This window comes from Pseudomonas sp. 5P_3.1_Bac2, from assembly GCF_025465995.1.
Lineage (GTDB): Bacteria > Pseudomonadota > Gammaproteobacteria > Pseudomonadales > Pseudomonadaceae > Aquipseudomonas.
On the sequence record NZ_JANLNY010000022.1, the window covers coordinates 304929 to 324000 of the forward strand.

Here is a 19072-nt window from a genome sequence, read left to right on the forward strand (position 1 = left end):
GTAGAGCCTGCGCATGAGCCGTCATGACGAAATACGTCCGCTAATTGATGAGGGCATCGACCGTAAGGTCCTGACCCAACTGCGCGGACGCTTCCTCAAAATCAACCAAAGCCGCTTGCAGCACACGTTGCAGGCGATGTCGACACGCCAGCAGTTGGTCCTCAACTTACTGCCGCTGCTGCTGCATGTGAATCACCCGCTGCTGCCGGGCTATGTCTGCGCCCTCACGCCCAGCGGTCTGTGCGGCTTTGAACCAAGCCCTGAGCAACTGGCGCAAGTGCAGCGCCTGACCCGCTCCTTCACCTATAAACCCTATCGCGCGCCCCAGAGCCTGCCGCTGCTGGGTTTGTTTTTGATGGGCAGCCTCGGCAGCGTGGCTCAGGCCGAGCAAAGTGATCTGGACCTATGGCTGTGCCACGCCAGCGACTTAACCGATCAGCAACGCCTGGAATTACAGAAGAAATGCCAGCTGCTGGAAGCCTGGGCCGCCAGCCAAGGCGCCGAAGCACACTTCTTTTTGATCGACCCACAGCGCTTCACCCAGGGCAGCCGCGAAACCCAGCTCAGCTCCGATGATTGCGGCACCACCCAGCACTACCTGCTGCTCGATGAGTTTTATCGCACCGCCATCTGGCTCGGCGGCCGTACGCCGATGTGGTGGCTGGTGCCCAGCTATGAAGAGCACCGCTACGAGCACTACACCAGCACCCTGCTGGCCAGACGCTTTGTCCGCGCCGAGGATGTGCTCGACTTCGGCCACCTGAACCATATCCCCGCCGAGGAATTTATTGGCGCCGGCATGTGGCAGCTGTTTAAGGGCATCGAATCGCCCTATAAGTCGGTACTTAAGCTGCTCCTGACGGAGGTCTATGCCAGCGAATACCCGCAGGTGCAGTGCTTGTCGCGGCGCTTTAAGCAGGCGGTGTACGCCAACCGCCTGGATGTGGCCGAGCTGGACCCTTACATCATGGTCTACCGACGCCTGGAGGAATACCTCACGCAACGCGGCGAGAGCGAGCGCCTGGAGTTGGTGCGCCGTTGCCTGTACCTGAAGGTCGACCGCAAACTCAGCCGGCCGCCGCGCGGACCGCGCAAAAGCTGGCAGCGCCTGTTACTCGAACAGCTCAGCAGCAACTGGCAGTGGGACTCGCGCAAGCTGGCCCTGCTGGATAGCCGCAGCCAGTGGAAGATGCGCCAGGTCACAGCCGAGCGACGCATGCTGGTCAATGAGCTGACCTACAGCTACCGCTTTCTGTCGCAGTTTGCCCGCACCAGCCAAACCGGCAGTTCGCTCAATAGCCGTGACATGGCCGTACTCGGCCGGCGCCTGTACGCCGCCTTTGAGCGCAAAGCCGGCAAGATCGAGTTTATTAACCCCGGTATCGCCCCCGACTTGGCCGAGGACACCCTGACCCTGGCCCACAGCGCCAACCCGGACAACCCCAAAGAGCAGCAGTGGGCCATCTACCACGGCAGCGTCGCCGCTCAGGAACTGAATAACTTTGCCCCGCTTAAGCGCAGCCGCGATTTACTCGAACTGCTGGCCTGGAGTTATCGCAACGGCGTGATCGACTCCACCACCCGGCTGGCCCTGAACCCTGGCAGCAGTGATCTGCGCGAACCGGAGCTGCAAAACCTGATTGGCAGCCTGCAGCAGTTGGTGCCACTGCCCTTGCCGGCGGTGGACGAAGCGGCGCTGCTAAGCCCCAGCCAGGCCAAGGAGGTGTTGCTGCTGGTCAATGTGGCGCTGGACCCGCTTAAGCAGTTCAGCCAGCAGAACCTCCATATGACCACCGAGCACACCGACGCCCTCGCCTACTCCGGAGTGCGCGAAAACTTGGTGCTGAGCATCGATCAAGTCACCCTGAACAGCTGGCACGAGCTGCTGGTCCACCGCTACGAAGGCGCGGATGCCCTGCTTGACTGCCTGCGCGACTACCTCAACAACCTGCCCGCCGACGGCCCGCTGCCGAACTTGCGGGTACGCTGCTTCTGTCGCAACCGCGCCAGCGCCATCGCCGAGCGGGTGCAGGAGCTGTTCCAGCAGGCACTGGTGAGCGTGCGCGGCAGCTTGGCCACGCGCTATCTGCTGCAAATCAGCCAGCGTTATCACATCCTCGATCTGCGCCCGAGCCACGTCAGCCATATCGGCCTGAAAGACTTGCCCACACTGATCGAGCATCTGGGCAACGAGCAAACCGACTACAGCGCACTGCGCCTGGACCGCAGCGCCTTAAGCGGCGACGACCTGGCGCTGATCCTGCCCGCCGGCCAACCGCACTGCATTCAACTGTTCTACCGCCTCAATGAACGGGGCGATGAGGCTGAACTGAGCGTGCTCGATGAACACAACAGCCTGTGGCGGCAACGCGTGCCCTATCGCGATGAGCAAAGCCTGTTGACCCCGCTGCAGCGGTTTTTCCAGGCGGTGCTGTACCGGCACAACGCCGCCTTGCCGCTGGACAGCCAACCAGAGCATCAGCCACTGCAACTGCTGTATTACCGCATCCAGCCGGATGCGCCCTGGCGCCCGCAGCGTTTAGAGACGCGCACGCCGCCAGAGTCGGCGCTGAATCAGGCGTTCTATGACGTGCAGGCGATCATCACGCCCACCGACAGCAATCACGCCAGCGTTACCCTGTATTGCAACCATCAGGAATTTTCTGAATTGCAGTATGGCGCTGGCCTGTTTAGCGCGGTGGCCCGCCATATCTTGGCGCAACGCCGCGAGCCGCTGCGCTACCCGTGCTACATCACCGACTTGGATTTATCGGCGGTGCTCGGTGGTGGGCAGATGCAAGGGGTGCATTACCTGCGCTACAAGAGCCGCCTAGAAGCGGCCCTCAACCAAGCGCTGGAGCAGGCCTAGGGCGCAGCAATGCGCGTTAGGCCTGCATCAGGAGGGATTAGTTGCGCTGGTATTCGCCGGCGGCTTCTGGCTGATATTCCACGGCCAGCAGCTCAAGCTCGAGCACTTTGCCATTGGGCAAGGTCCACTGGATGTGCTGGCCCACGCTCAGGCCCAGCAGCGCGCTGCCTACCGGAGCGAGCACCGAGACATTGCCCTCAGGGCCGGTCTCATGGGGATAAACCAAGGTCAGGTGGTAGTCCTTGCCGCTGCCGAGCTCCCGGCAGTGCACCCGCGAGTTCATGGTGACCACACCCGCCGGCACTTCGTCATGGCCGACCACTTCGGCGCGCGCCAGTTCGGCGTGCAACGCTTCGGCGGCGGGGCCGTAGTCGTCCAGCTCGTCGAGCAGTTGCTCCAGACGCTGTAGGTCAAGGCGAGTGATGATAATGGCTGGTGTGCTGCTCATGGTGCGGGTGCATCTCCTTTAGTAAATGACAAAAAGCAAAACCCCATCGCGATGGATGGGGTTTTACAAGGGCCTGGCTCGACCCTACCACAGCTAATTAAATAAACAAGGCCAGTGGCTCAGCGGCCACCCTGGCGCCTGGCCAGTCGCGCGCTCGCCGCCGCACACACCGCACGACGGCCAGCGCCATCCAGGCTAGCCCATTGCAGGATCTCCGTCAGACGCCGGCCACAACCTAAACAGACGTCATCGGGATCCAGGCAGCATTGCCGCCGGCAGGGGCTGGCGACGTCTGCGGCAGGGCTTTCAGAGCTCTTCGAACTCAAGTTCGACACCGGCTTGTTCCTCGGTGATGCGCACCAACATCTCGCCCAGCAACTCGTCACTGGTGTCGCAGACCCAACGCTCGCTGGCCTCGTCGTAGTCGAAATGGAACCCCCCGCTGCGCGCCGCCAGCCACAGTTGGCGCAGCGCTGCTTGACGGCTGAAGATCAGTTGACTGCCGTTCTCAAAGCGCACGGTGAGCACGCCGCCGGAGTTTTCCAGATCAAGATCCAGGTCGCTGTCATCGAAAATATCTTCCACCGCCTGTTGGGTGGCATCGACCAGGTCGTGAAAGCGGGCTTCGGTCAAACTCATTACGACTTACCTCAAAAAATTCAACACCTACAGTCTTCAGCTGCAGTGATTAACGATCGTGCAGTTGCCGGCGATATTCGCCTGGACTTTGCCCGGTCCAGCGACGAAACGCCCGGGCCAGCGAGCCAGGCTCACTAAAGCCGACTAAAAAGGCGATTTCCACCAGATCCAGGGCCGGATCGCGCAGATAGTGCAAAACCAGTTGCTGCCGGGTTTGGTCGACTAACTGGTTAAACGACAAACCCGCTTCGCGCAAACGCCGTTGCAGGGTACGCGGACTTAAGGCCAAACGCTCGGCGATTTGCTGCAAATCCGCGCCAGCCTCCGGTAATTGTCGGGATAACTCAAGCCGGGCGCGATCCAGCACCGTCTGCCCCTGCTGAATTTCACCAAGCAAGCGGTCGGCATAAGCATCCAGCATCAAGCGCACTTGCGCGTCGGCTTGGCCTAAGGGCGTACTGAGCAAGCGTTTGGGGAAGACCAGGGCATTGTCGGCCTGTTCGAATAACACCGGGCAGCGAAAGATCCGCTGGTATTCGCGCAGATCCGCCGGCGCCGCGTGCTGAAAGCGCACTTCGGTCGGCGCCACGTCCAAGCCCGTGACCCAGCGGCCGAAGGTCAGCCAGCCGGCCAGGGTTTCCTCACTGAGCTGGCGTTGCTGCTGGCGATGCTGTGGCCACCAGCTGTGCACCACCAACGGCTCAGTGTCTGGACGCGGCGGCTCGTCAGCCAGATCGATCCGCCCCAGGTTGCCCACCAGCGCGGCATAGCGCGCTTGGCGATGCAGGGCATCGGCCAGGGTGGCGCAACTCATGACCAAATAACCCAGCACGCCGTAGTAGCCCGGCCGCACTGCTTCGCCCAAATGCAGGCCTAAAAACTGATCGTCACTGACTTGCACGCCAAGCCCAAGTAATTGCAGGTAAGTGCTGGCGGCAATGCGCTGATCACGCTGGCTAAGCAGCTGCGGAGCGAGCTGCACCTGGGCAAGCAAAGCGCTGGGTTCTAGGCCTTGGCGCGCCAAATAATCCAGCAAGCCCTGCAAGTAGGCGACGGAAACCGAACTGATGGTGACTAGCGGGTGATCCATCGCGGCTCCTAAACGCTGTCTAATATTCCTGACAAAGCCCCGTAATACGGGAACCTTGGCGCATAGGCAAGGCGTCAGGTGCTCGGTATACTCCGGTGCAATCATGCAAATTTTCAAGGATTTCACCATGAAACGCTTGTTCACCGCCGTTCTTGCGATGCTTGCCGTCAGCACCCTGCTTGCAGCCTGTGGCCAAAAAGGCCCGCTGTACCTGCCTGACGAAGATAAGCCAGCCAAAGCGCAAACCGCCGAATAAGGACCGCTCATGAACGCGTTTAACTACCGCGATGGTGAACTCTTCGCGGAGGGTGTCGCCCTGTCCGCTATTGCTGAACGTTTCGGTACGCCGACCTACGTTTACTCCCGCGCCCACATCGAAGCCCAGTACCGCAGCTACGCCGATGCCCTGCAAGGTCTGCCCCATCTGGTCTGCTTTGCCGTTAAAGCCAACTCCAACCTGGCCGTGCTGAACGTCCTGGCCCGCCTCGGCGCAGGCTTCGACATCGTCTCCCGCGGCGAGCTGGAGCGGGTCCTCAGCGCCGGCGGTGATCCGGCCAAAGTGGTGTTCTCCGGCGTTGGCAAAAGCCGCGACGACATGCGCCGCGCCCTGCAAGTTGGCGTGCACTGCTTTAACGTCGAATCCCGCGATGAGCTGGAGCGTCTGCAACAAGTGGCCGCCGAGCTGGGCCAAGTGGCGCCGATCTCGCTGCGGGTTAACCCGGACGTCGACGCCGGCACCCACCCGTATATCTCCACCGGCCTTAAAGAAAACAAGTTCGGTATCGACATCGAGCAGGCCGAGGCGGTGTACGCCCGTGCCGCTGAACTGCCGAACCTGAGCATCGTGGGCGTGGATTGCCATATCGGTTCGCAGCTGACCAGCTTGCCACCGTTCCTCGATGCCCTCGACCGCCTGCTGGTGCTGGTCGATCGCTTAGCCGCGCGCGGCATCGTGATCAAGCATCTGGACTTGGGCGGCGGCCTCGGCGTGCAGTACCGCGACGAGCAACCTCCGCTGGCTGGCGAGTACATCCAGGCGATTCGCCAGCGTATCGCCGGGCGCGACCTGGCCCTGGTCTTTGAGCCAGGCCGTTATATCGTCGCCAACGCCGGCGTGTTGCTGACCCGCGTGGAATACCTCAAGCACACCGAACATAAAGACTTCGCCATCATCGACGCAGCGATGAACGACCTGATCCGCCCGGCGCTGTACCAAGCCTGGATGGAAGTGGTTGCCGTGCGCCCGCGCGAAGGCGAAGCGCGCCCCTACGACTTAGTTGGACCGATTTGCGAAACCGGCGACTTTATCGCCAAGGACCGCTCACTGGTGCTGGCCGAAGCCGACCTGCTGGCCGTGCGCTCGGCTGGTGCCTATGGCTTTGTCATGAGCTCCAACTACAACACTCGCGGCCGCGCTGCCGAGGTGATGGTGGATGGCGAGCAGAGCGTTGAAGTGCGCCGCCGGGAAACCCTCCACGAGTTGTTTGCCGGCGAAAGCTGCCTGCCGCCCGCCAGCTAAAAGGACTCGGTCATGTTATTGCGCTTTACCAAGATGCACGGCCTCGGTAATGACTTTATGGTCCTCGACCTGGTCAGCCAGCACGCGCATATCCAGCCGAAAAACGCTAAGCAATGGGGTGACCGGCATACCGGCGTCGGCTTCGATCAGCTGCTGCTGGTCGAGCCGCCCAGCAACCCGGATGTGGACTTCCGCTATCGCATCTTCAATGCCGACGGCTCAGAAGTGGAACAGTGCGGCAATGGTGCGCGCTGCTTCGCCCGCTTTGTGCTGGATAAGCGCCTGACGGTGAAGAAACAAATTCGCGTGGAAACCAAAGGCGGCATCATCGAGCTGGATGTGCGTGCCGACGGGCAAATCTGCGTCAACATGGGCCCGCCGCGCTTAAAGCCGGAGCAGATTCCGTTCCAGGCTGCGCAGCAGGCCCTGAGTTACCCGGTTGAAGTCGAAGGCCAGAGCCTTGAGCTGGCGGCCGTGTCGATGGGCAACCCGCATGCCGTGCTGCGCGTCGACGACGTCGACAGCGCGCCGGTACACAGCCTGGGACCGAAGCTGGAACATCACCCGCGCTTCCCGCAGCGGGTTAATGCCGGCTTTTTGCAGGTGCTTGACCGCCAACGCGCCAAACTGCGCGTGTGGGAACGCGGCGCCGGGGAAACCCAAGCCTGCGGCACCGGCGCCTGTGCCGCAGCGGTGGCGGCAATCAGCCAGGGCTGGATGGACTCGCCGGTACAGATCGAACTGCCCGGCGGCAAACTCAGCATTGAATGGGCAGGCCCGGGTCAGCCCGTTATGATGACCGGCCCCGCCGTGCGCGTGTATGAAGGACAGGTACGTCTATGACCGATCAGCAGGATTCCCCCAAGCCCCTGGATGCCGAAACAGTGGCTGCTTACTTGCGCCTGCATCCCGAGTTTTTTATCGACCACGATGAGTTGATCCCCGAGCTGCGTATCCCGCACCAACGGGGCGATACCGTATCGCTGGTGGAGCGTCAGGTGAAACTGCTGCGCGAGCGCAATATCGACATGCGTCATCGCCTGTCGCAGCTGATGGACGTGGCCCGCGACAATGACCGCCTGTTTGAAAAGACCCGCCGCCTGGTCCTCGACCTGCTGGACGCCAACAGCCTGGAGGAAGTGGTCAGCTGCGTCGAAGACAGCCTGCGCCGCGAATTCCAGGTGCCCTTCGTCAGCCTGATTCTGTTTTGCGAAGCGCCTCTGCCGGTGGGCCGCTCGGTGACCAACGCCGAAGCCCACCAGCAAATCGGCGGCCTGCTCACCAGCGGCAAAACCATCTGCGGCGTGCTGCGCGAACATGAGCTGCAGTTCTTGTTCGGCGCCGAAGACGCCGGGCAAATCGGCTCCGCGGCCGTGGTCAGTATCGCCCATCAAGGCCTGCACGGCGTGCTGGCGATTGGCAGCAGCGATGCGCAGCATTACAAAAGCTCTCTGGGCACCTTGTTCCTCGGTTACATCGCGGAAATCCTCGCCCGCGTCGTGCCGAGCTTTGCCACCCCGCTGCGTTCGGTACGTTAATTCCGGCTGGCCAGTCCCACAGCGTCTGGCCAGCACTGCCGCCCGTGCCCTAAGCCGTCTACGGAGCGCCTATGCAAGCCTTGCTTGATGCCTATCTGGAGCACCTGCGCAGCGAGCGCCAGGTGTCCAAACACACCCTCAGCGGCTACGGCCACGACTTAGCCACGCTGCTGAAGTTTTGCCAGGATGAGTCGGTCAACGCTTGGCCTGCGCTGAGCACCGCCGATTTGCGCCGCTTGATCGCCCGCCTGCATATGCACGGCCAATCCAGCCGCAGCCTAGCCCGCCTGCTCTCGGCCACCCGCGGTCTGTTCCGCTATCTGATCCGTGAAGGCCACTGCCAGAACGACCCCGCCAGCGGCCTGATGCCGCCCAAGGGCGAACGGCGCCTACCGCGCACCCTCGACACCGACCGCGCCGCACAGCTGCTCGACGGTGCCTTGGAAGACGACTTTATCGCCCGCCGCGACCAAGCCATGCTCGAACTGTTCTATTCCTCGGGGCTGCGCTTATCGGAGCTGGTCAACCTGGATCTGGACGGCCTCGACCTGCCCGCCGGCCTCGTGCGCGTCATCGGTAAGGGCAATAAAACCCGCGAGCTGCCCGTCGGCCGCCAAGCCCGGGTGGCACTGGAGGCCTGGCTGCCGCTGCGGGCCATGGCCAAACCGGCCGATGGCGCGGTGTTTATCAGCCAGCAGGGCCGCCGTATCGGCCCCCGCGCGGTGCAACTGCGGGTGCGCCAAGCCGGTGTGCGGGAGCTGGGCCAACACCTGCATCCGCACATGCTTAGGCACAGCTTTGCCAGCCACATGCTGGAGTCATCGCAAGACCTGCGCGCCGTGCAAGAACTGCTCGGCCATGCCGATATTGCCACCACCCAAGTTTATACCCACTTGGATTTTCAGCACTTGGCAGCGGTCTATGATCAGGCCCATCCACGCGCCAAACGTAAAGGCAGCCCCGAATGAGCCTGCAACTGATTACCTTTGATCTCGATGACACCCTGTGGGATGTCGCCCCCGCCATCGAAACGGCCGAAGTCGAACTACGCCGCTGGATGGCCGAACACACCCCACGCGTCGGCCCACTGCCCCACGAGGAGCTGTTGGCTATTCGCAGCGCCCTGCTGGAGCAAGAGCCGGGCCTCAAGCACCGCATCAGCGAGCTACGCCGCCGGATGCTGCTGCAGGTGGTGCAAGACGCAGGCTATACCGCTCAGGCCGAACAACTGGCCGACAGTGCCTTTGAGGTGTTCTTACATGCCCGGCATCAGCTGGATTTATTCAGCGACGTGCACAGCACTCTGAGCGAGCTGAGCCAGCACTTCCAATTGGCGGTGATCACCAACGGCAACGCCGATGTGCGCCGCATTGGCTTGGCTCATTACTTCCAGTTTGCGCTGTGCGCCGAAGACCTAGGCGTGGGCAAGCCTGACCCACAGCCGTTTAACGAGGCCCTGCGCCGCGCCGGCGTAGCCGCTGAGCGAGCGCTGCATATCGGCGATCATCCCGAGGACGATATTGCCGGGGCGCAACGCGCGGGCTTGAACACCGTCTGGTTCAACCCGCAAGGCAAAGACTGGACCGCAGCCCACCAGCCCGACGCCCAGGTACAGCGTTTGGCCCAGTTGCCTGAACTGCTACGCAACTGGCGCTAACCCCGCCAGACGGGGGTTAAGGTAAAAAAAACCGCAGGCTCAGACCTGCGGTTTTTGCATACTGCGCCGCCGTTAGATAGGACGGCTGCCGTATTTGCTGTCGGGCTTCTTGGGTGGGTCAGAAACCACGTTCGGCTCAACTTCCTGAACCTTACCGCCCTTGGAGAGAAACTCCTCCATGGCCCGCGCCAGAGCATCGCGCTCTTTCTGCTTAGCTTCAACGCTCGGCAGTTCGTCTAGATCGACAGCGGCTTTGGCTTTCTTGCTTTTAGCGGCTGGGATGATCTCGTCATCACCCTCGCCGTCAACGTCACCATCAACGTCATCAGCGCTTGCCAGTTCCTCGCCGTCATCCTCGTCAGCGCCGTCTAATTCGTCGTGTTCCAGATCTTCGTCGCTCATGTTCCAACCTCATGACTTGCGAAAAGCAAAGTAGTTATAGCCCAGCTACGTCAATTTTCTAACGTCGCTGAAAAAAATCTTGTTAAACCATCAGGATGGGCGTTCCACATCACTGATCGACATTTAACGGCGCGCATTCTAGCGCGCCCGCAGAAAAAACAAAGGGCAGCGCCACAGGCATGCGGACAAAGCTTAAAAAAATCTCGCACAAGGCTTATCGGTCAGTCGCCCCGAAGCATTAGGCGCTACGACAAAAGGCTAAAGGCCAGCTTATTTTGCACAAAAAAACGCCCGGCTAACCGGGCGTTTTTACGAGGGCTGGCAACCTTACAGGTTGTAGCCGCGCTCGTTGTGCTCGGAGAGGTCGAGGCCAACAGATTCGGACTCTTCGCTCACCCGCAGACCAATCACCAAATCCAGAACTTTGAGGATGATGTAAGTCAGCACAGTGGTGTAGACGATGGTGAACAGCACGCTTTCGGTTTGGATCCACAGCTGGGTCGCAATGCTTTCGATTTCGCCGAAACCACCCAGCGAAGGCGAAGCGAAAGCGCCGACCAGGATCGCCCCGACGATACCGCCAATGCAGTGCACGCCGAACACGTCGAGGGAATCGTCGTAGCCCAGTTTGCGTTTCAGACTAGTGGCGCAGAAGAAGCAGATTGCGCCGGCAGCCAGACCAATCACCAGAGCGCCCACTGGGCCAACGGCACCAGCCGCTGGGGTGATGGCGACCAGACCAGCTACGACACCGGAGGCAATGCCCAGAGCACTTGGTTTGCCGTGGGTGATCCACTCAGCGAACATCCACGACAGCGCAGCTGCAGCGGTGGCGATCTGCGTGACCAGCATGGCCATACCGGCAGTTTCGTTGGCCGCAGCAGCGGAGCCGGCGTTGAAGCCGAACCAGCCGATCCACAGCATGGCGGCACCAATCAGGGTGTAGCCCAGGTTGTGCGGCGCCATTGGCGTGGTGGGGTAGCCTTTACGTTTGCCCAGCACCAGGCAAGCCACCAGACCGGCGATACCGGCGTTGATGTGCACCACAGTGCCGCCAGCGAAGTCGATCACGCCAGCATCCCACAGGAAGGCACCGTCGCCGCTCCACACCATGTGGCACATTGGCGCGTAAACGATGGTGAACCAGATGGTCATGAAGATCAGCATGGCCGAGAACTTCATACGCTCAGCAAAGGCACCGACGATCAGGGCCGGGGTGATGATGGCGAAGGTCATCTGGAAGGTGATGAACACGCTTTCCGGGAAGGCCGCCGTCAGGCTTTCTTTGGTCAGCTTGTTGAGGAACAGGTTGTCCAGGCTGCCGACGAAGGAATTGAAGTTGGTGACGCCTTTTTCCATACCAGTGGTATCGAAGGCCATGCTGTAGCCGTAGACGAACCACAGAATGCTCATCAGGCCAGTGATGGCAAAGCACTGCATCATCACCGACAGGATGTTCTTCGAGCGGACCATGCCGCCGTAGAACAGCGCCAAGCCTGGAATGGTCATAAACAGCACCAGAGCGGTGGCTGTGAGCATCCAGGCAGTGTCGCCAGAGTTGAGGACAACCTCGTCAGCCATGGCTAAGCCTGGCATAGCGAGGGACAAAAGGGCTCCTAGCCCTGCGATTTTGCGCAGAGTCATATTGTTATCTCCTGGGGCGTGTTGGGTTCGGTGGCTTAAACTGCGTCGGTGCCGGTTTCGCCGGTACGGATGCGGATGGCCTGTTCCAGGTTTACAACGAAAATCTTGCCGTCACCGATCTTGCCGGTGTTGGCTGCTTTAGTAATGGCTTCGATAACGCGATCGAGTTGATCGTCAGCGATGGCCACGTCGATCTTCACTTTTGGTAAGAAATCGACAACGTACTCAGCCCCTCGGTACAGCTCGGTGTGGCCCTTCTGCCGACCGAAGCCTTTAACTTCAGTGACAGTGATGCCCTGCACGCCGATCTCGGACAGTGACTCACGAACGTCGTCCAACTTGAACGGCTTGATGATGGCAGTGACTAGCTTCATGTAACTTCTCCCGTGTAGGTGGACTTGCCCCAGGAATTACGAACCCGGCTCAAGTCTAAGGCAGTGCCTGGCTTTTGTAATGCATCGCGCCCTGACTAAAACGTTGTCGATGCCACCATTCGCTCCTGACGAAGCACTCCCCCCGCTTCATCCGACCTATTGCAAGCACTGCAATAAGTGCGTCGCGACAGACAAAGCAGAAACCTTGCCAACTGCGCAAACTCAATTAATTTCATGCAGTTAGTACGGCGTTCCAAAGGATTAGCAATAACCAGGGAAAACCTTCGCACCAAAATAGCGCACAGCTACCCCAGGCTCCGCGCAATAACCGTGCAAAGCCCGTCCGCCGCAGCGCAAAGCCTGACACAAGGTGCGTGCTACACTGCCGCGACTCATCAATGGAAGATCATTATGTTGCCACCTAAAGCCCTCCTAGACGCCCTCAGCGCGCAAACCTCACGCCTGTTTAACGGCGAATCGCCCCTGCCACGCAGCGAGTTTGAAGCGCAGTTCAAAGTCTTGCTGCAAGGCGCCTTCAGCAAGCTGGATTTAGTTAGCCGAGAAGAATTTGATAGCCAAATGGTGGTGCTGGCCCGCACCCGTGCCCGCTTAGAAGCACTGGAAGCGAAAGTCGCGGCCATGGAAGCCAGCAGCCACAACGAGTAAGCGCAAGCAACTGAGTTATCGCGACACCGAGTCTGCAAGGCAACCAGCCACCTGCGCAGGATGCGCAAAGCGATCAAGGAGTGATCGATGTCCCTGGCGATTGTCCACAGCCGCGCGCAGGTTGGCGTGAGCGCCCCAGCGGTGACGGTTGAAGCCCACCTGGCCAACGGCCTGCCATCGTTAGCCCTGGTCGGTCTGCCGGAAACCGCCGTGAAAGAAAGTAAGGACCGGGTGCGCAGCGCCATCCTGAATTGCGCCTTTGAATTTCCCAACCGGCGCATCACCCTGAACCTCGCCCCGGCGGACTTACCCAAAGATGGTGGGCGCTACGACCTGGCCATCGCCTTGGGCATCCTCGCCGCCAGCGGCCAGATCCCTGCTACGAAGTTGGACTCACTGGAGTGTTTGGGCGAGCTGGCGTTATCCGGCGCGGTGCGAGCGGTGCAAGGCGTACTGCCGGCAGCCTTGGCCGCCCGTGAAGCAGGACGAACCTTGGTGGTGCCCTTAGCCAATGCCGAAGAGGCCAGCCTGGCTGGGGACTTGCCGATTCTGGCGGTGGATCATCTGCTGCAACTGGCGGCGCACCTTAATGGCCAGAGCCCGCTGCCGTTTTATCAGGCCCAAGGCTTGTTGCGCCAAGTGCTGCCCTATCCCGATCTGGCCGAGGTGCAGGGCCAAGTCGCGGCTAAACGCGCCCTGCTGATCGCTGCGGCGGGCGGGCATAACCTGCTCTTAAGTGGCCCTCCCGGCACCGGTAAAACCTTGCTGGCCAGCCGCCTGCCCGGCTTGCTGCCGCCGCTCAGCGAGCAGGAGGCACTGGAGGTGGCGGCGATTCATTCGGTGGCCAGCCCTATTCCACTCTCGGCCTGGCCGCAGCGGCCGTTTCGCACGCCCCATCACAGCGCCTCGGCGCCGGCTTTAGTCGGCGGCGGCAGTCATCCGCAACCCGGAGAAATCACTCTGGCCCATCATGGCGTGCTGTTTCTAGATGAGCTGCCAGAGTTTGACCGCAAGGTTCTGGAGGTGCTGCGCGAGCCGTTGGAAAGCGGGCATATCGTCATCGCCCGGGCGCGGGAGAAAGTGCGCTTTCCGGCGCGTTTTCAATTGGTCGCGGCGATGAACCCCTGCCCTTGCGGACATTTGGGTGACCCAGCTGGACGCTGTCGTTGCAGCAGTGAGCAGATCCAGCGTTATCGCGGCAAGCTGTCCGGCCCGCTGCTGGATCGCATCGACCTGCACCTTAATGTGCCGCGGGAAAGCACGCGCCTTAACCCGCCTGATCAAGGGGCGACTACCGCGCAAATGGCCGCACTGGTGGTACGTACCCGGCAACTGCAGCTGCAGCGCCAAGGCTGCGCCAATGCCCACCTGGACCTCGCCGGCGTGCAGCAGCATTGCCGGCTAAGCGAGGCGGACAGCGCTTGGCTGGAGGCGGCATGTGAACGTTTAGGTTTGAGCCTGCGTGCCGCCCACCGGGTATTAAAGGTGGCGCGGACGTTGGCTGATCTTGAACAAGCCAGCCTATTGCAGCGTAGTCATCTGGCGGAAGCCTTGCAGTACCGCCCCAGTAGCGGCGAGCGTTAAGTACAGCACTTAACCCCCGCCACCGACTTACAGACAGCGCCAGCGACGGCGCTTACTGTTGGGCCCGCGCGACTTGCTGGCGGCAGGCCTCGCCAAAGGCGTGGAAGATTTTCACCGAGTGCGGATTTTGTGCGGCCAGCCACTCGGGATGCCATTGCACAGCCAAGGTGAACTGCTCAGCTTGCGGCAGGTGGATCGCCTCGATCACCCCATCTTCAGCTTGAGCCAGTACCTCAACGCCCTCACCCAGCTGATCCACCGCCTGACCGTGTAGCGAGTTGACCGGAAACGGCTCGCTGCCCATCAGCTCAGCCAACCAAGTGCCGGGCAGGGCCTGCACGGTGTGGCTGTCCGCATATTGCACAGCAACCGGATCATCGGGGTTTTCCCGGTGGTCGTTAAAGCCCGGTACGGCATACACCTTCTGGTGGATGGTGCCGCCCAAGGCCACGTTGATTTCCTGCATGCCACGGCAGATGGCAAACAGCGGCAGACCACGCTTGAGGGCTGCGCGAATCAGCGGCAGATCGAAGTTGTCGCGATCCTGATCCTGACCTTTGCCGGGGGTGAGGTTTTCCTGGCCGTACAGGGCCGGATCAATGTTGCTGCCGGCGCCGGTGAGGTAAACACCATCGACCATATCCAGATACTGCTCGAGGTCGGCGCTGCCACAGCAGGTCGGCACTAGCAGCGGTACGCAGCCAGCGATCTCGACCAGAGGGGTTATATATTTGTGCGTCATGACTTGATAGGCATGTCCCTTGCGCTCTTGAGCGCCCATGGACATCAGAACAACCGGTTTACGCGCAGGACTGCGCTTGCTCGTATTGTTATTTGACATACATCACCTTGAGGCAAGCTGAGCTTGCCGTTGCTTGGCAGCCAAGCTGACGGTTGCCGGCTGGGCTGTTTAACGCTTGATCAAGCCAGCGAACAGCTGCAGCCACAGGCAAAAAAGCCCCTGAGCGCGGCCATGTGAGCGGCCTGATCCGGGAGCCAGTCTGCCAAAGCCGTAAAGTATGTCAAACGAATCAACTGAAAACGCCTAGCAAATACGCCTAAAAAATAGCCATAAAACATTGATATTCAAATAATTAATGGTGAAACGAAAAAATATTTAGGCTGTATGCTTTTAAAGATAGTCCAATATTTTTTACGAATAGCCCTGCAACCCCTAATCCCTGCCCACATAGTCGACCTTGGGCAATTGCATGGCGGCCACCTCCGCCTGCAAATAATCGCGCAGACGCAATACCCGCTCTTGGTCGGCACGCTGCTTGGGCCACACCAGGTAATAGCTACAGCCGCTGGGTACTGCAGTGGGCCACGGCAGGGCTAAGCGCTGCTGGGCGACATCCTCGGCGACCATGACCAAATCGCCGATCGACACCCCATATCCACGCGCTGCCGCCACCATGCCTAGCTCCAGGGTATCGAACAGTTGCCCGCCTTTCAGGGGCACCTGTTCGGCCAGCCCCATGGCCTGTAACCACTGCCGCCAATCGCGGCGATCCGGGGTTGGATGCAGCAGCTCGGCCTGCTTGAGGCGATCCAGATCCCACGCGGTCGCACCCGCTGCCTGTGGCGCACAGACGGGAATCAGCCACTCGGCAAACAACTCACAACTGTGCCAGTCGGCCGGGAAGTGGCCAGTGCTCAGCAGCACCGCGCAGTCAAACGGCTCGCGGATAAAGTCGACTTTATCCACGTCCATCCAAGCGCTGGTCAGCTGCACTTCACTGGCCTGGCTTAGGCGATAGCGTGACAGGCGCGCCAGCAGCCAACGCATGGTCAGGGTCGATGGCGCCTTCATGCGCAGCAAGCTGTCATCCACCTGCACGGCGCTGCAGGCTTGTTGCAGTGCGGCAAAACCCTCCGTCAGACCAGGCAGCAAACGCTGCGCCGCCGCACTCAGGTGCAGATTGCGGCCGCGGCGCTCGAACAGGCGGCAGTCGAAGTGCTCCTCCAGGGTGCGGATATGCCGGCTGACCGCACTCTGGGTAATGGCTAACTCCGCCGCCGCGCGGGTAAAGGATAAATGCCGCGCCGCGGCCTCAAAGGCGCGCAGGGCGTACAGGGCGGGCAAGCGCTGAGTCATGGCACAGACCGCGCGTTGCTTGCCAGCTGAATAACTGCCAGCCCCTCGCATAAATGAGTAAAACTCATGCCACCCATCGCTATTATCCTTTTGTGCCGAGCTAACTTACTCAGCAGAATAGCCAGCTTGTGCCAGCAGCTAAAGCCTCGTCGGCATCTTCTTTCTGAGTAGAACTCATCATGACTAACACCCTGCGCGGTGAGCTGCGCGCTATTTTGCGCCTAGCAGGCCCCCTGATTGCCGCCCAACTGGCCGGGGTGCTGATGATCTTCACCGACACGGTGATGATGGGCATGCTCGGCGCCGAAACCTTGGCCGCCGGCAGCCTGGGGGCATCGACCTATCATTTCGTGTCGATTGTCTGCGTCGGCATGCTCGCCGCAGTGGGCAACCTGATCGCCATCCGCCACGGCGCGCAAGATGCTCAGGGCGTCGCCCGCTTGGCGCAGAACGGCCTGTGGCTGGCCTGGGCATTGGCCCTGCTGGCCGGCGTACTGCTGTGGAATCTCGGGCCACTGCTGAGCTATTTCGGCCAGCAAGCGCACAACGTCGCCGGCGCTAATGAATTTTTACGCACCGTCATTTTCGCCCTGCCCGGCTACCTGAGCTTTATGGCCCTGCGCGGTTTTACCAGCGCGATTGGCCGACCCGGTCCAGTGATGGCGATCAGCATCGGCGGTGCGCTGCTCAACTTGCTGGGTAACTTCGCCCTGATCAAGGGATGGTTCGGCCTGCCGCACTTGGGTCTGGCCGGCATTGGTCTGGTCACGGCACTGGTGATGAACGGCATGGCGCTGGTGCTGGCAGTCTATGTACTGCGCCACCGCGCTTATCACTCCTACCAGCTGGGGGTTGGCCTATTCCGGCCGTTGGCGGCGGAGCTGGGCGAGCTCTGGCGCTTAGGCCTGCCCATTGCCGGCACCTATGCGGTGGAGGCCGCGCTATTTAGCTTTGCCGCGCTGTCGATGGGCGCCCTCGGCAGCCAGGAACTGGCAGCGCATCAAGTGGCGGTGATGGCCGTGTACGTGGCCTTTATGGTGCCGGTGGGGATTTCCTACGCCACCACCTTCCGCATCGGCCAGCACTTTGGCGCCGGCCAGATCGTCCTGGCCCGCCGTGCCGGGCGCTTGGGCATTGGTTTAGGCGCGCTGTGCATGCTCGGCTTTGCCGCGCTGTTTTGGCTGGCCCCGCACTGGGTGGTGGGGATGTTCATTAATACCCAGGCCGGCAACTACCAGCAGATCGTCGAGTTGGCGGTAAGCCTGCTGGCGATTGCCGCCTGGTTCGAGTTCTTTGATGGCATCCAAACCATCGCCATGGGCGCGGTGCGTGGCCTGAAGGACGCCAAGACCACCCTCTGGGTCGGCGTGATGAGCTATTGGCTAATCGGTGCGCCACTGGCCTGGCTGCTGGCCTTCCCCCTGGGCTGGGGCGCCCATGGCGTGTGGTGGGGCCTGGCCTGCGGCTTAGCTTGCGCCGCGATTGGCCTGACGTTGGCGTTTGAATGGAAGACCGCGCGCTTGCTCAAGCGCGCACCTTCCCCGCTAACAGCCTAGAACTTACTGCGCCGCCGGGCGGGCAAAGCGATAGAACAGGTTGGGTTCACTGACCAGATACAGCACGCCGTCATCGTCCATGGCCATGCCTTCGCCCTGCGGCACCGTCTTGCTTAAGCCACTATTGCCAGCCAGCAACGACAGGCTACTGAGCGGCTTACCCGTAACATCTAACTCGAGCACCAAGCGCGATTCATCGGACAGGGTCAGCAGGTGGCCACTGCGCTCATCGTATTGCAGGCTGGACAGGTCGCGCACGAACAGCCGGCCATCACGCAGATGATCACCCACCACATGCACCGCCAAGGGCTGCTGCGCATCCAGCTGAGGGAAGCCATGGATCTCAAAGATGCGCAGCGGATTGCGCTCCTTAGCGACAAACAGGCGCTGCCCCACCGAGTCATAGGCCAGCCCTTCAAAGCCCTTATTGCCGTTCAGGCCGATGCCCAATGACAGCTGTGGCCACTGCTCGGCATCCAGCTCTGTGGTGTGCTCATCGAGGGTTACCTGGATCAAACGCTGCCGGCGCTCATCGGCAATCACAAAGGTACCGGCGCTGATGTACTCCACCGCTTCAGCATCACCAAAGCCGCGCAGAACGATGCGCCGCAGCACCTCGCCGGACAGTGACAACTCGATCAGCTGGGCATGGTCGTTCGTCACGGTGTACAGACTTTTGCGCTGCGGGTCGTAAGTAAGCCCGGAGACATCATCGTTGAGGCCCACAATGGGTTTCGCCTCAATCTCCACTCGATACTCTGCCAGGCCCATGGACACAGTCGCGTGCCGAGCGGGGTCTTGCCAGTTCTGCAGGTTAAACCACGCCCGCTCCAACAGCCGAAACTGCTGGGCAACGACCAATAACACCAGCACCACTAGAACCAGCACCGCCACTGCCCGGTGCTTGTAAATCAAACGCAGCGCCATGGCCACTTACTCGCATAACAGTTGGACACAACAACGCCAACCAGATGGTTGGCGTATGGAT

Annotated in this window: 20 protein-coding genes; 10 read left to right on the top strand and 10 right to left on the bottom strand. The window is 61.0% G+C overall.

The genetic code is table 11. From position 1 onward, the window contains the following. The first annotated feature begins 13 nt into the window (after positions 1-13). On the top strand, positions 14-2869 hold the full coding sequence (locus NTD81_RS12880) for a class I adenylate cyclase (protein ID WP_262182891.1): 2856 nt from the start codon (positions 14-16) through the stop codon (positions 2867-2869). Between the two features lie 37 nt (positions 2870-2906). On the opposite strand, the gene rnk is transcribed toward NTD81_RS12880, so the two are convergent. The 4 genes from rnk to NTD81_RS12900 all read right to left on the bottom strand — a co-directional run bounded on the left by rnk (position 2907) and on the right by NTD81_RS12900 (position 5046). Then, entirely contained in the window at positions 2907-3317 is a 411-nt protein-coding gene (gene rnk / locus NTD81_RS12885; protein WP_262182893.1) for a nucleoside diphosphate kinase regulator, read from the bottom strand. 119 nt (positions 3318-3436) lie between these two features. Then, entirely contained in the window at positions 3437-3703 is a 267-nt protein-coding gene (locus tag NTD81_RS12890) for a DUF1289 domain-containing protein (RefSeq protein ID WP_410017151.1), read from the bottom strand. Next, positions 3624-3956, bottom strand: a complete 333-nt coding sequence (cyaY, locus tag NTD81_RS12895) for an iron donor protein CyaY (protein WP_262182898.1) — start codon at positions 3954-3956, stop codon at positions 3624-3626. Before cyaY ends, NTD81_RS12890 begins: the two co-directional genes overlap by 80 nt. Before the next feature lie 49 nt (positions 3957-4005). After that, the gene (locus NTD81_RS12900; RefSeq protein WP_262182899.1) at positions 4006-5046 is read right to left on the bottom strand and encodes an AraC family transcriptional regulator; all 1041 of its coding nucleotides are present in this window, start codon (positions 5044-5046) and stop codon (positions 4006-4008) included. A gap of 127 nt (positions 5047-5173) precedes the next feature. On the opposite strand from NTD81_RS12900, the gene lptM reads away from it, so the two are divergent. The 6 genes from lptM to NTD81_RS12930 all read left to right on the top strand — a co-directional run bounded on the left by lptM (position 5174) and on the right by NTD81_RS12930 (position 9760). After that, entirely contained in the window at positions 5174-5302 is a 129-nt protein-coding gene (gene lptM, locus NTD81_RS12905; protein ID WP_262182900.1) for an LPS translocon maturation chaperone LptM, read from the top strand. A 9-nt stretch (positions 5303-5311) separates the two neighbouring features. Continuing rightward, positions 5312-6565, top strand: coding sequence for a diaminopimelate decarboxylase (gene lysA / locus NTD81_RS12910; protein ID WP_262182902.1), 1254 nt, complete (start codon positions 5312-5314; stop codon positions 6563-6565). A 12-nt stretch (positions 6566-6577) separates the two neighbouring features. Beyond that, a complete protein-coding gene (gene dapF / locus NTD81_RS12915; protein WP_262182903.1) occupies positions 6578-7408 on the top strand; it encodes a diaminopimelate epimerase in 831 nt (276 codons plus the stop codon). Next, positions 7405-8103, top strand: a complete 699-nt coding sequence (locus NTD81_RS12920) for a DUF484 family protein (protein ID WP_262182904.1) — start codon at positions 7405-7407, stop codon at positions 8101-8103. The genes dapF and NTD81_RS12920 overlap by 4 nt, the downstream gene beginning before the upstream one ends. Before the next feature lie 71 nt (positions 8104-8174). Continuing rightward, on the top strand, positions 8175-9071 hold the full coding sequence (gene xerC, locus NTD81_RS12925; RefSeq protein WP_262182905.1) for a tyrosine recombinase XerC: 897 nt from the start codon (positions 8175-8177) through the stop codon (positions 9069-9071). Then, positions 9068-9760: an HAD family hydrolase gene (locus NTD81_RS12930; protein ID WP_262182906.1), complete on the top strand. Its 693-nt coding sequence runs from the start codon at positions 9068-9070 to the stop codon at positions 9758-9760. Before xerC ends, NTD81_RS12930 begins: the two co-directional genes overlap by 4 nt. A 72-nt stretch (positions 9761-9832) precedes the next feature. On the opposite strand, the gene sutA is transcribed toward NTD81_RS12930, so the two are convergent. From sutA to glnK, 3 genes are all read right to left on the bottom strand, one after another. Next, positions 9833-10162 (bottom strand): transcriptional regulator SutA, encoded by a 330-nt coding sequence (gene sutA, locus NTD81_RS12935; protein WP_262182907.1) that lies wholly within the window; start codon positions 10160-10162, stop codon positions 9833-9835. Between the two features lie 327 nt (positions 10163-10489). Continuing rightward, positions 10490-11806: an ammonium transporter gene (locus tag NTD81_RS12940; RefSeq protein ID WP_262182908.1), complete on the bottom strand. Its 1317-nt coding sequence runs from the start codon at positions 11804-11806 to the stop codon at positions 10490-10492. A gap of 35 nt (positions 11807-11841) precedes the next feature. Continuing rightward, positions 11842-12180: a P-II family nitrogen regulator gene (gene glnK, locus NTD81_RS12945; protein WP_021700071.1), complete on the bottom strand. Its 339-nt coding sequence runs from the start codon at positions 12178-12180 to the stop codon at positions 11842-11844. Positions 12181-12591: 411 nt separating this feature from the next. Between glnK and NTD81_RS12950 the strand changes: the two genes are divergently transcribed. Further along, entirely contained in the window at positions 12592-12846 is a 255-nt protein-coding gene (locus tag NTD81_RS12950; RefSeq protein ID WP_262182909.1) for an accessory factor UbiK family protein, read from the top strand. Between the two features lie 87 nt (positions 12847-12933). After that, positions 12934-14430, top strand: a complete 1497-nt coding sequence (locus tag NTD81_RS12955; protein ID WP_262182910.1) for a YifB family Mg chelatase-like AAA ATPase — start codon at positions 12934-12936, stop codon at positions 14428-14430. A gap of 52 nt (positions 14431-14482) precedes the next feature. Here the strand turns inward: NTD81_RS12955 and NTD81_RS12960 are convergent, their stop codons facing one another. Together NTD81_RS12960 and NTD81_RS12965 are read right to left on the bottom strand one after the other, a co-directional pair. Further along, positions 14483-15271, bottom strand: coding sequence for a gamma-glutamyl-gamma-aminobutyrate hydrolase family protein (locus NTD81_RS12960; RefSeq protein WP_262182912.1), 789 nt, complete (start codon positions 15269-15271; stop codon positions 14483-14485). A 333-nt stretch (positions 15272-15604) separates the two neighbouring features. Next, positions 15605-16528, bottom strand: a complete 924-nt coding sequence (locus NTD81_RS12965) for a LysR substrate-binding domain-containing protein (protein WP_262182914.1) — start codon at positions 16526-16528, stop codon at positions 15605-15607. A gap of 179 nt (positions 16529-16707) precedes the next feature. Between NTD81_RS12965 and NTD81_RS12970 the strand changes: the two genes are divergently transcribed. Next, the gene (locus NTD81_RS12970) at positions 16708-18084 is read left to right on the top strand and encodes a NorM family multidrug efflux MATE transporter (RefSeq protein WP_262182915.1); all 1377 of its coding nucleotides are present in this window, start codon (positions 16708-16710) and stop codon (positions 18082-18084) included. Positions 18085-18087: 3 nt separating this feature from the next. Here NTD81_RS12970 and NTD81_RS12975 read toward each other — a convergent pair whose 3' ends face one another. Continuing rightward, on the bottom strand, positions 18088-19011 hold the full coding sequence (locus tag NTD81_RS12975; protein WP_410017152.1) for an SdiA-regulated domain-containing protein: 924 nt from the start codon (positions 19009-19011) through the stop codon (positions 18088-18090). Positions 19012-19072 lie beyond the last annotated feature (61 nt).